A 13,933-nucleotide genomic window follows, 5' to 3' on the forward strand; every position below is an offset into this window, starting at 1 on the left:
GAAGCCCCCGGCGACGCTTCCCACTCGAACTATTGCTCATCAGCTGGGTATATGATCGAATGGCCGGATGGACGACTTCCGGTCAAAACCCGACCTGATCATCTTCGACTGCGACGGCGTACTCGTCGACAGCGAGCTTTTGAGCTGCCAGTGTCTGTCCGAGGTGCTGGCCGAATTCGGCATTGCGCTCACCCAGACGCAGGCGCTCGAGCTTTTTCTCGGGCGCAGCACCAAGGCGATCGAGCAGCATTATCGTGATCTCGGGCAGATCGTGCCGGATGGCTTTCTGCCGCGCCTGAAGTCGCATGTGCTGGCGACGTTCGCGGGCTCACTCCGGCCGATCCCCGGCGTTGCCGCCATCATGTCCGACCTGCGAATGCCGTTTTGCGTGGCGTCGTCGAGCGACATCGACCGCGTCTCGCTCTCTCTCGACGTCACGGACTTGCGGGCGCATTTCGGCGAGCGGATCTATACCGCGCAAATGGTCAGGAACGGCAAGCCGGCGCCCGATCTCTTTCTCCTTGCGGCCGAGAAGATGGGCGCGCAACCTGCGCGTACCCTGGTGATCGAGGACAGCGTCAGCGGCGTGCAGGCGGGCAAGGCGGCCGGCATGACGGTCTGGGGATTTGTCGGCGGCAACCATTATCGCGGTCGCGACGGCCGGGCTATATTGTCCGAGGCGGGGGCCGACCGGGTCTTTGCGCGCATGAGCGATTTCTGGGAGGCGTGAGGCCCGCATGGCCGCCGAGAACGACAAATCCCGACTCGACGACGCCGCGCGCGCCGGCTGGCTGTATTTCATCGCCGGTCACACCCAGGACGAGATCGCAAAGATGCTCCAGGTCTCGCGGGCGTCGGCGCAGCGGCTGGTCTCGTTGTGCCTAGCCGAGCGTCTCATCACCTTCCGGCTCGAACACCCCATCGCCGCCTGCATGGAGCTTGCGGCGCGCCTGAAGGAGCGTTTCGATCTCGCTCACTGCGAGGTGGTGCCGGCAGATCCGGCTGCGCCGCAGGCTACTTCCGGCATCGCCGAACGCTGCGCCAATCTGCTCGATGCGACGCTGCGTTCGGAGACGCCGGTGATCGTCGCGCTCGGCACCGGCCGTGCAGTGCGCGCCGCAGTCGAGCGTGTCACGCCGATCGACCGGCCCAATCACCAGATCGTCTCACTGGTCGGCAACATCTCCGCCGATGGTTCGGCGAGCTTCTATGATACCGTCGGCCGGCTCGCCGACCGCACCGGTGCGCGGCACTATCCGATGCCGCTGCCGTTCCTGATGTCGTCGGAGGACGAGCGCAACAAGATGGTCCGCATCGAGCCGATCGCCAAGGTGAAGGCGGTCGCGGCCAAGGCGGACTTGCGCCTCGTCGGCATCGGCCAGATGGACCAGAAGGCGCAGGTGCATGTCGACGGTTTCGTCACCCGTGACGAATTGTTCGAGATGATGCGGCTGGGTGCCATCGGCGAGATCACCGGCTGGGCCTATGATTCCAAGGGCCGCCTGCTCAAGGCCGGCACCAACAAGCGCCTCACCAGCATCCCGCCCGAAGTGCCGGCGAAGACCACGACGATTGCCGCCGCGGTCGGTGTGGCCAAGGTGCCGGCCATCGCGGCGGCATTGAATGGGCGGCTGATCAGCGGCCTGATCACCGACGAGACGACCGCGCAGGCGATTTTGGAGCGGTAGGGCGAACTGGCGCGGCTGCGGGACTCGGCTCCCTCTCCCGCTTGCGGGAGAGGGGTGGGGAGAGGGTCTTTCCGCTGGGAAGACTCCCCAAGAGGTGAAAGCCCTCACCCGTATCGCATCTTCGATGCGATCCGACCTCTCCCGCAAGCGGGAGAGGTGGACAAGCCGCGCCATCCTCTTCCATTCGCTCGCACCACTCCCGCACCGCAGCACTCATAAGTTGCGCAAACGGCTCTGCGCCTGCTTGACAATCCTCCTCCCTTGCGTTGAACATACGCCCAATGCGTGGGCATATGCTCAAAACGCGAGTTTGAGGGAGGTCACCGTGAAACATGTCTTGGGCGCCGTCTGTGGCGCGTATGTTCTGTTGCTGGCCGTCCCCGCGATGGCCGAAACGACCCTGACGATCGCCACCGTCAACAATGGCGACATGATCCGCATGCAGGGGCTGACGGCTGAATTCACCAAGAAGTACCCCGATATCACCGTGAAATGGGTGACGTTGGAGGAGAACGTGCTGCGCCAGCGCGTCACCACCGACATCGCCACCAAGGGCGGTCAGTTCGACATTCTCACCATTGGCACCTATGAGGTGCCGATCTGGGCCAAGAAGGGCTGGCTGGTGCCGCTCGCCAATCTCGGCGGCGATTACGACGTCGCCGACCTCCTGCCCAAGATCAAGGATGCGGTTTCCGTCGACGGCAAGCTCTATGCCGCGCCATTCTACGGCGAAAGCTCGATGGTGATGTATCGCACCGATCTGTTCGAGAAGGCCGGCCTGAAGATGCCGGAAAAGCCGACCTGGGATTTCGTGATCGACGCCGCCAAGAAGCTCACCGACAAGAGCGCCGGCACCTACGGCATCTGCCTGCGCGGCAAGGCCGGCTGGGGCGAGAACATGGCGTTCCTCTCGGCCATGGCCAATTCCTACGGTGCGCGCTGGTTCGATGAGAAGTGGGAGCCGCAGTTCAACACGCCGGAATGGAAGACGACGCTCACGACCTACGTCAATCTGATGAAGGAAGCCGGCCCTCCCGGCGCAAGCTCCAACGGCTTCAACGAGAATCTGGCGCTGTTCAACGCCGGCAAATGCGCGATGTGGATCGACGCCACGGTGGCGGCGTCCTTCGTCACCAATCCGAAGGATTCCAAGGTCGCCGACAAGGTCGGCTTCGCGCTCGCGCCCAACACCGGGCTCGGCAAGAACGCCAACTGGTTGTGGGCCTGGAACCTCGCGATCCCCGCCGGCTCCAAGAAGATGGAAGCCGCCGAGAAGTTCATCGCCTGGGCGACGAGCAAGGACTACACCAAGCTCGTGGCGTCGAAGGAGGGCTGGGCCAACGTGCCGCCGGGCACGCGGACCTCGCTTTACAAGAACGATGAATATCTGAAGGTCGCCCCGTTCGCCAAGCTGACGCTGGCCTCGATCGACGCGGCCGATCCGAACAAGCCGACGGTGAAGCCGGTGCCTTATGTCGGCGTGCAATACGCTGCGATCCCCGAATTCCAGGGCATCGGCACCCAGGTCGGCCAGCAATTCTCCGCCGCGCTTGCGGGCTCGATGACCGTCGACGCCGCGCTGACCGCGGCGCAATCGGCAACCGAGCGCGAGATGAAGCGCGCCGGCTACATCAAGTGAACCCGAGCTCTTCCTCCTGAGCTCAGACTAGCGGCCATCCGGCGTCATGGATGGCCGCCTTCTTCCCGCCAGCGGAGAAGCGTTGATGGCAACCCGGCAGACGCAGACCCTTGCGCGCTCGCTCCTGACGCCGGCCGTCGGGCTGCTGTTCATCTGGATGATCGTCCCGCTGGCGCTGACGATCTATTTCTCGACGCTGCATTACAGCCTGCTCGATCCCGGCTCGGAATCATTCATCGGGCTGGAGAACTTCCGCTACTTCCTCACCGATCCCGCCTTCCTGGCCTCGCTCCAGAACACGCTGGTGCTGGTCGGCTCGGTACTGGCGCTGACGATCCTGCTCGGGATTCCGCTGGCACTGCTGATGGACCAGCCGGTGATCGGACGCAATTTCGTCCGGCTGATGGTGATCGCGCCGTTCTTCGTGATGCCGACGGTGAGCGCACTGGTCTGGAAGAATTTGCTGATGCATCCGGTGTCCGGCCTGTTCGCCTGGCTCGCCTCGCTGTTCCATCTGACGCCGATCGACTGGTTCAACGACGTACCGCTGTTTGCCGTCATCCTGATCGTGACGTGGCAATGGCTGCCCTTCGCGACGCTGATCCTGCTGACCGCGCTGCAATCGCTCGACGAGGAGCAGAAGGAGGCCGCCGAGATGGACGGCGCCAGCGCCGTCTCGACCTTCATCTACATCACGCTGCCGCACTTGGCGCGGCCCATCACCGTGGTGATCCTGATCGAGACGATCTTCCTGCTCACGGTCTTTGCGGAAATTTATGTCACCACGGGCGGTGGCCCGGGCCTGCAAACCACCAACATCGCCTTCCTGATCTATGCGCAGGCGCTGATCCAGTTCGACGTCGGCAGCGCCTCCGCGGGCGGCCTCGTTGCTGTCGTGATCGCCAATGTCGTCGCCTTCTTCCTCGTCCGCATCGTCGGCCGCAATCTGGAGGCTTGAAGCATGGCTCGGATGGCGACGACGCGGCGGGTGGTGATATCGACAATCGGGGCGTGGTTCTTCGGCTTCCTGATCTTCTTCCCGATCCTCTGGATGGTGCTGGCGAGCTTCAAGACCGAGCTAGAGGCCTTCGCCATCCCGCCATCCTTCCTGTTCTTCCACTGGACCACCGAAAACTATGCGACCGTGCAGGAGCGCAGCGACTATTTCCACCACGCCATGAACTCGGTCATCATCGCAGGCGGCTCGACGCTGATTGCGCTTCTGATCGCGATCCCCGCGGCCTGGTCGATGGCGTTCTCGCCGACCAAGCGCACCAAGGACATCCTGCTTTGGATGCTCTCGACCAAGATGATGCCGCCGGTCGGCGTGCTGGTGCCGATCTACCTGATCTACAAGACTTTCGGCCTGCTCGATTCCCGCATTGGCCTCGTCTTCATCCTGTGTCTCGGAAACTTGCCGATTGTGATCTGGATGCTGTTCACCTATTTCAAGGAGATCCCGCGCGACATCCTTGAAGCCGCGCGCATGGACGGCGCCACCATCGGCCGCGAACTCGTCTATGTCTTGACGCCGATGGCGATCCCGGGCCTGGCCTCGACCATGCTGCTCAATTTGATCCTGGCCTGGAACGAGGCGTTCTGGACGCTCAATCTGTCGACGTCGAACGCTGCGCCGCTCACCACGTTCATCGCCTCCTATTCGAGCCCGGAAGGGCTGTTCTGGGCAAAGCTGTCGGCGGCCTCGACGCTGGCGATCGCGCCCATTCTCGTCCTCGGTTGGTTCAGCCAGAAGCAGCTCGTGCGCGGGCTCACCTTCGGCGCGGTGAAGTAGAAGGGCTGCCGGATCATGGGTCAGATCACACTTCAGGGCGTGCAGAAATCCTTCGGCCCGGTGCACATCATCAAGGGCGCCGACCTCGACATCGCCGACGGCTCCTTCGTGGTGTTCGTGGGCCCCTCCGGCTGCGGCAAGACCACGCTCTTGCGGCTTATCGCAGGGCTCGAAGACGTCTCTGGCGGCAAGATCCTGATCGACGGCAAGAACGTCGTCGATACGCCGCCCGCCAAGCGCGGGCTCTCGATGGTGTTCCAGTCCTACGCCCTCTATCCGCATATGAGCGTGCGCGGCAATATCGGCTTCGGCCTGAAGATGGCGGGCCTCGCCAAGGACGAGATCAACCGCAAGGTCGAGGCGGCCGCCGCGACGCTGAACCTCACGCCCTATCTCGACCGCAAGCCGCGCGAGCTTTCCGGCGGCCAGCGCCAGCGCGTCGCGATCGGCCGCGCCATCGTGCGCGAGCCCAAGGCCTTCCTGTTCGACGAGCCGCTCTCCAACCTCGATGCGGCGCTGCGCGTGCAGATGCGCATCGAGGTGACGCGGCTGCAGAAGCAGCTCGGCACCACCGCGATCTACGTGACACACGACCAGGTCGAAGCCATGACCATGGCCGACAAGATCGTCGTGCTCAACGGCGGCAAGATCGAGCAATATGGCTCGCCGCTGGAGCTTTACGAGCGGCCGGCCAATCTCTTCGTTGCCGGCTTCATAGGTTCGCCCAAGATGAATTTCGTCACCGGCGAGCTCGCCCTGCAACGTGGTGCGGCCACCATCGGCGTCCGGCCGGAGCACCTCAAGATTGACCGCGATGGCACCGGAGGCTGGCAGGGGACCATCGCGGTGGCCGAGCATCTTGGCAGCGACACCTTCCTTTACGTCGATGCCGGTCCGCTCGGCATGCTGACCGCACGCTACATCGGCGAGCTGAGCCTGCATGCCGGCGACCGCGTGTCGCTGGTGCCGGACCCCGCGCGCATCCATCGCTTCGACGACGGCGGCAACGCGCTTCGGAACTAACAAGAAACGGGAAGACCACCATGTACCTGGAAAAATTCAAGCTGAACGGCAAGACCGCGTTCATCACTGGCGGCGGGCAGGGCATCGGCCTTGGCTGCGCGGAAGCGCTGGCCGAAGCCGGCGCCAGGGTCATCATCGGCGACCGCGACAGCAAGGTCGCCGACAGCGCCAAGGCCAGCCTGAAGGCGAAGGGCTTTGACGTGGAGACCGCGATCATGGACGTGACCGACACCAAGCGCGTGGCGGAGGTCGCGAACGAGCTCGTCGCCCGCCACGGCAAGGTCGACATCCTCGTCAACAATGCCGGCATCGCCCGCAGCGAAACCCCGGCGGAGACCGTTACCGACGAGCACTGGCTCAACGTCATCGACGTCAATCTCAACGGCACCTTCTGGTGCTGCCGCGAATTCGGCAAGCACATGCTCAAGGCCGGGAGCGGCGCCATCGTCAATGTCGGCTCGATGTCGGGCTTCATCGTCAACAAGCCGCAGGAGCAGTGCTTCTACAATGCCTCCAAGGCGGGGGTGCATCATTTGACCAAATCGCTGGCCGCCGAATGGGGCGCGCGCGGCATCCGCGTCAATGCGGTGGCGCCGACCTATATCGAGACCCCGCTCAACGCCTTCGTGAAGAGCAACGCCAAGATGTATGACGCCTGGATCGGCGGAACCCCGATGGCACGGATGGGGCAGGTCGAGGAGATCGCCTCGGTCGTATTGTTCCTGAGCTCCGAAGCGGCGAGCCTGATGACCGGCAGCATCGTGCTGGTGGATGGCGGCTATACTTGCTGGTAGGTTCACCGTCAAAGCTGACGGAAAGCGACCGGGAGCGACAATGCCGCGAGCGTATATCGGCGTCGACGTGGGGACCACGAGCACGCGGGCCGGAGTGTTTGACGAGGCCGGCACGCTTTTGGCCACCGCCCGGCATCCGATCCGCATCTGGCACGAGGCCGGCGATATCGTCGAACAGTCGTCCCAGGACATCTGGGAGGCCTGCGCGACATCGGTGCGGGCCGCGATGGCGGAAGCCGCCATCGCGCCCGACAGTGTCGGCGGCATCGGCTTTGACGCGACCTGTTCGCTGGTTGTCCTCGATAAGCAGGGCGAGCCGCTCACGGTCAGCGCATCCGGCGACAAGCAACGCAATGTCATCGTCTGGATGGATCATCGCGCCACGGCCGAGGCGCGGCTGATCAACGAGACCGAGGACGCCGTGCTGCGCTATGTCGGCGGCTCGATCTCGCCCGAGATGGAGATGCCGAAGCTATTATGGCTGAAGCGGCACCTGCGCGCGAGCTTCGACGCCGCCGGACACTTCTTCGACCTCGCGGATTATCTGACCTGGCGCGCGACGGGATCGCTCCAGCGCTCGACCTGCACCGTCACCTGCAAATGGAACTATCTCGCCCATGACGGCGGCGGCTGGAGCGCGCAATTCTTCAAGCGCATTGGCCTGTCCGACTTCGTCAATGAGAAATACGCCCGCATCGGCACCGAGATCGTCGCCCCCGGCACGCGACTCGGCGCGGGGCTCACCGCCACGGCCGCTGCCGAGCTCGGCTTGTCGCCGGGCATACCGGTCGGCGCGTCGCTGATCGATGCGCATGCCGGCGGCATCGGTGCGATCGGCGGCCGCGACGGATCGGGCGGGGCGAGCGATGTCAGTGACCGGCTTGCCTACATTATGGGAACGTCGGCCTGCATCATGGCGACGACGACGGAGCCGTGCTTCGTGCCCGGCGTGTGGGGACCTTATTACTCCGGCATGGTTCCTGATTTCTGGCTTAACGAGGGCGGCCAGTCGGCCGCGGGCGCAGCAATCGACCATCTCCTCAAATCGCATCCGGGCCATACCGAGGCGAGCGCGGCGGCGCGCAGCGAGGGTCTCGACCTCATCGACTTCCTCGAGCGCCGTATCATCGCGCGCGCAGGCAGCGCCAGCCGTGCCGCGCTGCTCGCCCGCGACATCCATGTTCTCCCCGAGTTCATCGGCAACCGCTCGCCGTACGCCGACCCTGATACGCGCGCGGTGATCGCGGGCCTCGATCTCGACACCGACATCGCCGCGATGGAGCGGCTGTTCGTCGCCGGCCTGTGCGGGCTCGCTTATGGGCTCGCCGAGGTGATCGAGGCTTTTGCCGCGCATGGCGTTCGCTCCAGCATCATGATCATGGGGGGCGGTGCGAGCCGCAGCCCGCTGGTGCGGCAGATCATGGCGGATACGACCGGCCTCACCGTCGCGCTGCCGCAGACCAGGGAGCCGGTGCTGCTGGGCGCTGCGATGCTGGGAGCGGTGGCCGGCGGCGCCTATGCCTCGATCGGCGAGACCATGGCAAAAATGTCGGCGCTGGGACGGAAGAGCGAGCCGACTGCGCCCGACATGGCCGCGTTTCACGCCCGCAAGCGCGAGGTCTATAAGCTCCTGCGCGACGTCGATCGCGGCAGCCGCGCGGCGATGGCCGACATCGCGAGAGGTTGAAGGACATGCTGATTGCCTGCGGCGATGCGCTGATCGATTTCGTGCCGACGGGAAATGCGCAAGGACGCGAGGCGGTGATGCCGGCGGTCGGCGGCTCCTGTCTCAACGTCGCCATCGGCATGGCCCGGCTGGGCGCACCCACTGGATTCGTCGGCGGCATCTCGACCGATTTGTTCGGGCGGATGATTGCAGATCATGCGGCGGCCTCCAACGTCGACCTCAATCTCGCCACCCGCAGTGATCACCAGACCACGCTCGCTTTCGTCCGCATCGTCGCGGGCGAATCGCATTATGCCTTCTACGACGCCGGAACCGCGACGCGGAACTGGACCTACCGGCGCGGGACGATTCCGTTCGCGCATGTGGACGCCGTTCATGTCGGCTCGACCACACTCGTCAACGACCAGGGCGCGGCCGAGACGACAGCGCTGATCGCGGACGCGCGGGCGTCGTCGACGATCTCGTTCGATCCGAACTGTCGGCCCAATCTGGTCAAGGACAAGCCGGCTTACCTGGCGCGCATGGCCGAGTTCACTGGCTGTGCCGATCTCATCAAGATGTCCGACGTCGACTTCGCCTATCTCTTCGGCGACGAGCCTTACGAGCAGCGGGCGAAGGCGCTGCTCGGGCAGGGCACGCGCCTCGTCGTCATCACCCGCGGCAACAACGGCGCGATCGCATGGCACGCGGGGGCAGGGCAGATCGAGGTCGCCGCGCCCAAGGTCGAAGTCGCCGACACGATCGGCGCGGGCGACAGTTTTCAGGCGGCGCTGCTCTTTGCCCTGCACAAGCAGGGGAGGCTCGCCCGGCAAGCATTGAAGGACATCAGCGCCGTCGAGCTCCGCCTGGCCCTGTCCTTTGCCGCCAATTGCGCCGGCCTGACCTGCACCCGTCCGGGCGCCGATCCGCCCTGGAGCCATGAGATCAATTGGAGCTGGTAGCGCCGCCTCACATCCGCGCAACGGCCTTCTCGGCGCATTTTATGAACCTTGAGATCAGCGGGCTCTGGGAATCCCTCCGCCAGCAAACCGCGATGTCGATGGAATCGGCGGCATCGCGCAGCGGCCTGAACACGATGCCGCGTGGCGCGCCGAGCTGGGCGCAGGCCGGCACGATCGCAAGACCTTCGCCGGCGAGAACCAGGCTCATCGCCGAATGCACCGTCTCCACACGACTCGCGATCGGCATCACGATCTGATGTCGTCGCAGCAGGGCTGCGACCGCGGAGGAGGCGGGATCTTGCTCCGGAGGCGGCAACGCGATCAGCGGACGGCCCTGCAACCGCGCCATCGGCACGGCGCCGAGACGCGCGAGCGGCGAGCGGATCGGCACTGCCAGCATGAATGGCTGCGCACCGATCCGAGCCACCTGGATCTCAGGATGGTTGATGGCCGGCATGCACAGCGCAACCGTGACGCTGCGGTCAAGCAGCCTGGCCTCGCGCGTCGATGCGCTGAGCTCGGCAAAGTCGAGATCGACGCCGGGAATGGACCGCCGCAGCTCCGGGATGAGCCGCGGCAGCATCGCATTCGCCAGTACGAACATGTAGCCGACCGAGAGCCGCCCGCGCTTGCCGGCGGCGACCGCGCGCGCAGCTTCGGCGCCGTCGACGGCCAGCGCCAGAGCTTCGCTCGCACGCGCCAGCAGCGCCTGGCCTGCCTCGGTCAGGTCCATGCCGCGGGTGCCTCGGCGGAACAGCGGCGCACCGATCTCGGCCTCGAGCTTGCGGATCTGGACGGACAGCGGAGGCTGAGCCATCCGTAGCCGCTCGGCGGCCTTGCCGACGCTGCGTGTCTCGGCGACGGCGACGAAATAGCGGAGGCGGCGAAGATCCATTGGCATACCGAAAACGTATGGGTTGGCCATCAAAATCGTATTGGACGGCGAGTTAACAAAACTGTCATTCTCGCTGTCAATGCTTTGGGCCAACGGCGGCCCGCTTCGGAGCGTGATGTGACGACGATGAATGGCGATCCCTGTCTCCTGTCCGCAACCGAGCTGCGCGGCCTCATCGCCGAAAAGCGGATTTCGCCCGTCGAGATCGTCAGTGCCGTGCTCGCGCGCGCCGAGGCGCTCCAGCCCGAGTTGAACTGCTTCATCACGCTCTGCGGCGACGAGGCGATGGCGCAGGCGCGCGTCGCCGAGCGCAAAATGATGGCCGGCGAGCCGCTCGGTCTGCTCCACGGCATCCCCGTCACCGTCAAGGACATCGTCAACACCAAGGGCGTCAAGACCACCTTCGGCGCCGTTCCCTACAAGGACAATGTGCCGAACGAGGATGCCGTCGCGGTGGCGCGGCTGCGCGCCGAAGGCGCGATCCTGATCGGCAAGACCACGACGCCGGAATTCGGCAGCAAGTGCCTGACCGATTCACCTTTGTTCGGCCGCACCCGCAATGCGTGGGATCGGTGCCGGTCTTCCGGCGGCTCCAGCGGCGGCGCGGCCGTCGCCGTCGCCAGCGGCATCGCGCCGCTCGCGATCGCGACCGACGGCGGCGGCTCGACGCGAATTCCCGCCGCCTGCAACGGCGTGGTCGGCTTGAAGCAGAGCAACGGAGTCATCCCCCATAGTCAGGCGCTCGATGCGTTCGGCAACCAGACCTATGTCACGCCGACCACGCGGACCGTCGCCGACACGGCGTTGATGATGCAGGCGATGGCAGGCGAGGATGCTTGCGACCCCTGGTCGATCGGCGTCCGGGTGCCCGATTTCATCGGCACGGCCGCGCCGCGCGGCGATCTGCGCGGGCAGCGGATCCTGTATTGCCTGACGCCGCCGGGCCGTCCGGTGTCCGCCGAGGTCGCAGCCAGCTTCAAGGCGAGCCTCGACCGGCTGGCGGGGCTCGGCGCCGAGCTCGAGGAATTTTCCGGCGACGGTTTCGACATCGAGCCGATCTGGCGCGCCATCAACCACACGGTCTGGCGCACGCGGTTTGCAAAACTCGCAGCCGACCACAAGGACGAGCTGAGCGAGGCCTTCCTCAAGCAGCTCGCGCTTGCGACCGAGGTCAGCGGCGTCGACTATCAGGAGGCGATGTTCGCGCGTACCGCGCTGTTCCGCCGCGTGCAATCGCTGCTTGCGCGCGGACACTTCCTGGCGATGCCGACGCTCACGCGCACCGCGCTGCCGATCAAGCAGGATTTGTTCGGCTCCATCGAGATCGACGGAGCGCATTTCGATAGCGTCCGGCCGCACTGGTTCCCCTGGACCATGCCGTTCAACATGACGGGCCATCCCGCCCTCAGCCTGCCCTCTGGCTTCGGCCGCGACGGCCTGCCGATCGGGCTTCAGCTCGTCGGCCGCTTCCGCGCCGATGCGGAATTGCTGCGCGTCAGCGCGCTGTTCGAAGCCTCGCACGACCTTCTGTCCCGCTGGCCGGCTTGAGGAGATGGGCATGCTGCAAAGGGCTTGCCTCCGGCGTCCGGACATGTTGATCGTGCCGCAGCTGAGCCCTGAAGCCGAGCGCGTATGAGCGTATTTGTCCTCCGACGTCTGTTGACCTTGCTGGCGACCCTGGTCGGCGCATCCCTGATCATTTTCCTGGTGCTGGACGCGCTTCCCGGCAACGCCGCGCAGATGCTGATGGGCGCGGATGCCTCGCCGGACGCGGTCCGCGCGCTCACCGTCAAGCTTGGGCTCGACCAGCCGCTGGCGGTTCGCTATTTGCAATGGATCAAGGGCCTCCTCGTCGGCGATCTCGGCAACTCCTATGTCTACGGCACGCCGGTCGCCAGCCTGATCGCGGAGCGGCTGGTGCTGACCATTCCGCTCGCGATCATGGCCATGACGATCACGGTGACGCTGGCGCTCTCGGCTGGCATCTATACCGCCGCCAATCACAACAAGCTCGGCGACGTCGGCGTGATGTCGCTGACGCAGGTCGGCATCGCGCTGCCGAATTTCTGGTTCGCGATCCTCTTGGTGCTCCTGTTCGCGGTGCGGCTGCAATGGCTCTCGGCAGGGGGATTTTCCGGCTGGGAGGATGGCATCTGGCTCGGCGTCAAGTCGCTGCTGCTGCCGGCCATCTCGCTCGCGGTGGTGCAGGCGGCGATCCTGGCGCGGGTCACGCGCTCGGCCGTGCTGGAAGTGCTGCGCGAGGATTTTGTTCGAACGGCGCGCGCGAAGGGGCTCGGCAAGCGCGAGGTGTTGTGGAGCCACGTGCTGCGCAATGCCATGATCCCCGTCATGACGGTGATGGGGCTGCAATTCGCCAACCTGCTCGCCGGCACCATCGTGATCGAGAACGTGTTCTATCTGCCAGGCCTCGGCCGCCTGATCTTCCAGTCGATCGCCAACCGCGACCTGATCGTGGTGCGCAATTGCGTGATGCTGCTGGCGACCATGGTCGTCATCGTCAATTTCGTGGTCGACGTGCTCTATGCCTTCATCGATCCCCGCATCAAGGTCCACGACCTGTGAGCGCGCCCCTGACCACTCCGGTTGACGCGCCGGTCGCGGCGCGCCGCGTGCCGGCCAAGTCCTTCTGGGGCCGCGCGCTGCGCCATCGCAGTTTCGTGCTCGGCGGTTCGCTGAGCCTTCTGGTGCTCGCCTCGGCGCTGCTTTCGCTGGTGTGGACGCCATGGTCTCCTTACGAGATCGACATCGCCTCGAAGCTGCGGCCGCCATCGGCGGCGCACTGGCTCGGCACCGATTCGTTCGGCCGCGACATCGTCTCGCTGCTGCTCGCCGGCGCCCGCGCCACCATCATGGTCGGCGTCATCGCCGTCAGCATCGGTCTCACCTTCGGCGTCACGCTCGGACTGATCGCCTCGGCCCGGCGCGGCTGGACCGAAGAGATCATCATGCGCTTCTCCGACTTCACCTTCGCCTTTCCGGCGGTGCTGTCCGCGATCATGCTCGCCGCGGTGGTGGGGCCGGGGATGGTGACCTCGATCGTCGCGATCGGCATCTTCCAGATCCCGACGCTGACCCGGCTGACGCGCGGCTCGGCCAACGCGATCTGGGCGCGCGAATTCGTGCTGGCCGCGCGCGCGGCAGGCAAGGGGGCCTTCCGCATCACCATCGAGCATGTACTGCCGAATATTCTGTCGATCCTGATCGTGCAGGTCACCATCCAGTTCGCGCTCGCCATCCTGGCTGAAGCCGCTTTGTCCTATCTCGGTCTCGGCACGCAGCCGCCACAGCCGTCCTGGGGACGGATGCTGAACGATGCGCAGACGCTGCTGTTCCAGTCGCCGATGCTCGCGGTCTATCCGGGCGCTGCGATCGCGATCGCGGTGCTGGGCCTCAATCTTCTCGGTGACGGATTGCGCGACCTGCTCGATCCCCGACTGGCACGGGAGCGATGAC

13 protein-coding genes are annotated in these 13,933 nt (G+C 65.3%); 12 read left to right on the forward strand and 1 reads right to left on the reverse strand.

Annotated features, from left to right (window positions below; translation table 11 throughout):
* Positions 1–67 precede the first annotated feature (67 nt).
* The 9 genes from GGD66_RS19745 to GGD66_RS19785 all read left to right on the forward strand — a co-directional run bounded on the left by GGD66_RS19745 (position 68) and on the right by GGD66_RS19785 (position 9,564).
* On the forward strand, positions 68–730 hold the full coding sequence (locus GGD66_RS19745) for an HAD family hydrolase (protein ID WP_179737517.1): 663 nt from the start codon (positions 68–70) through the stop codon (positions 728–730).
* 7 nt (positions 731–737) lie between these two features.
* A complete protein-coding gene (locus GGD66_RS19750) occupies positions 738–1,688 on the forward strand; it encodes a sugar-binding transcriptional regulator (RefSeq protein WP_092256280.1) in 951 nt (316 codons plus the stop codon).
* Positions 1,689–2,013: 325 nt separating this feature from the next.
* Entirely contained in the window at positions 2,014–3,327 is a 1,314-nt protein-coding gene (locus tag GGD66_RS19755; RefSeq protein WP_183258718.1) for a sugar ABC transporter substrate-binding protein, read from the forward strand.
* A gap of 85 nt (positions 3,328–3,412) precedes the next feature.
* Positions 3,413–4,285 (forward strand): carbohydrate ABC transporter permease, encoded by an 873-nt coding sequence (locus tag GGD66_RS19760; protein ID WP_026201575.1) that lies wholly within the window; start codon positions 3,413–3,415, stop codon positions 4,283–4,285.
* 3 nt (positions 4,286–4,288) lie between these two features.
* Positions 4,289–5,119: a carbohydrate ABC transporter permease gene (locus GGD66_RS19765; RefSeq protein ID WP_018315924.1), complete on the forward strand. Its 831-nt coding sequence runs from the start codon at positions 4,289–4,291 to the stop codon at positions 5,117–5,119.
* 15 nt (positions 5,120–5,134) lie between these two features.
* Positions 5,135–6,142, forward strand: coding sequence for an ABC transporter ATP-binding protein (locus tag GGD66_RS19770; protein WP_018315925.1), 1,008 nt, complete (start codon positions 5,135–5,137; stop codon positions 6,140–6,142).
* A 20-nt stretch (positions 6,143–6,162) separates the two neighbouring features.
* Positions 6,163–6,936, forward strand: a complete 774-nt coding sequence (locus GGD66_RS19775) for an SDR family NAD(P)-dependent oxidoreductase (RefSeq protein WP_183258719.1) — start codon at positions 6,163–6,165, stop codon at positions 6,934–6,936.
* 40 nt (positions 6,937–6,976) lie between these two features.
* Positions 6,977–8,623: an FGGY-family carbohydrate kinase gene (locus tag GGD66_RS19780; protein WP_183258720.1), complete on the forward strand. Its 1,647-nt coding sequence runs from the start codon at positions 6,977–6,979 to the stop codon at positions 8,621–8,623.
* Between the two features lie 5 nt (positions 8,624–8,628).
* The gene (locus GGD66_RS19785) at positions 8,629–9,564 is read left to right on the forward strand and encodes a carbohydrate kinase (RefSeq protein WP_183258721.1); all 936 of its coding nucleotides are present in this window, start codon (positions 8,629–8,631) and stop codon (positions 9,562–9,564) included.
* Positions 9,565–9,571: 7 nt separating this feature from the next.
* Here the strand turns inward: GGD66_RS19785 and GGD66_RS19790 are convergent, their stop codons facing one another.
* Entirely contained in the window at positions 9,572–10,459 is an 888-nt protein-coding gene (locus GGD66_RS19790; RefSeq protein WP_092256273.1) for a LysR family transcriptional regulator, read from the reverse strand.
* A 126-nt stretch (positions 10,460–10,585) separates the two neighbouring features.
* On the opposite strand from GGD66_RS19790, the gene GGD66_RS19795 reads away from it, so the two are divergent.
* From GGD66_RS19795 to GGD66_RS19805, 3 genes are all read left to right on the forward strand, one after another.
* Positions 10,586–12,007: an amidase gene (locus GGD66_RS19795; RefSeq protein ID WP_183258914.1), complete on the forward strand. Its 1,422-nt coding sequence runs from the start codon at positions 10,586–10,588 to the stop codon at positions 12,005–12,007.
* Between the two features lie 84 nt (positions 12,008–12,091).
* A complete protein-coding gene (locus GGD66_RS19800; protein ID WP_018315931.1) occupies positions 12,092–13,042 on the forward strand; it encodes an ABC transporter permease in 951 nt (316 codons plus the stop codon).
* Entirely contained in the window at positions 13,039–13,932 is an 894-nt protein-coding gene (locus GGD66_RS19805; protein WP_183258722.1) for an ABC transporter permease, read from the forward strand. Before GGD66_RS19800 ends, GGD66_RS19805 begins: the two co-directional genes overlap by 4 nt.
* Position 13,933: the final 1 nt, after the last annotated feature.

It is taken from the genome of Bradyrhizobium sp. CIR48 (genome assembly GCF_014198315.1).
GTDB lineage: Bacteria > Pseudomonadota > Alphaproteobacteria > Rhizobiales > Xanthobacteraceae > Bradyrhizobium.

Coding starts and splice junctions, on each gene's coding strand:
- GGD66_RS19745 (WP_179737517.1), top strand. CDS start 68: ATGGACGACTTCCGGTCAAAACCCGACCTGATCATCTTCGACTGCGAC.
- GGD66_RS19750 (WP_092256280.1), top strand. CDS start 738: ATGGCCGCCGAGAACGACAAATCCCGACTCGACGACGCCGCGCGCGCC.
- GGD66_RS19760 (WP_026201575.1), top strand. CDS start 3,413: ATGGCAACCCGGCAGACGCAGACCCTTGCGCGCTCGCTCCTGACGCCG.
- GGD66_RS19765 (WP_018315924.1), top strand. CDS start 4,289: ATGGCTCGGATGGCGACGACGCGGCGGGTGGTGATATCGACAATCGGG.
- GGD66_RS19770 (WP_018315925.1), top strand. CDS start 5,135: ATGGGTCAGATCACACTTCAGGGCGTGCAGAAATCCTTCGGCCCGGTG.
- GGD66_RS19775 (WP_183258719.1), top strand. CDS start 6,163: ATGTACCTGGAAAAATTCAAGCTGAACGGCAAGACCGCGTTCATCACT.
- GGD66_RS19780 (WP_183258720.1), top strand. CDS start 6,977: ATGCCGCGAGCGTATATCGGCGTCGACGTGGGGACCACGAGCACGCGG.
- GGD66_RS19785 (WP_183258721.1), top strand. CDS start 8,629: ATGCTGATTGCCTGCGGCGATGCGCTGATCGATTTCGTGCCGACGGGA.
- GGD66_RS19790 (WP_092256273.1), bottom strand. CDS start 10,459: ATGGATCTTCGCCGCCTCCGCTATTTCGTCGCCGTCGCCGAGACACGC.
- GGD66_RS19795 (WP_183258914.1), top strand. CDS start 10,586: ATGAATGGCGATCCCTGTCTCCTGTCCGCAACCGAGCTGCGCGGCCTC.
- GGD66_RS19800 (WP_018315931.1), top strand. CDS start 12,092: ATGAGCGTATTTGTCCTCCGACGTCTGTTGACCTTGCTGGCGACCCTG.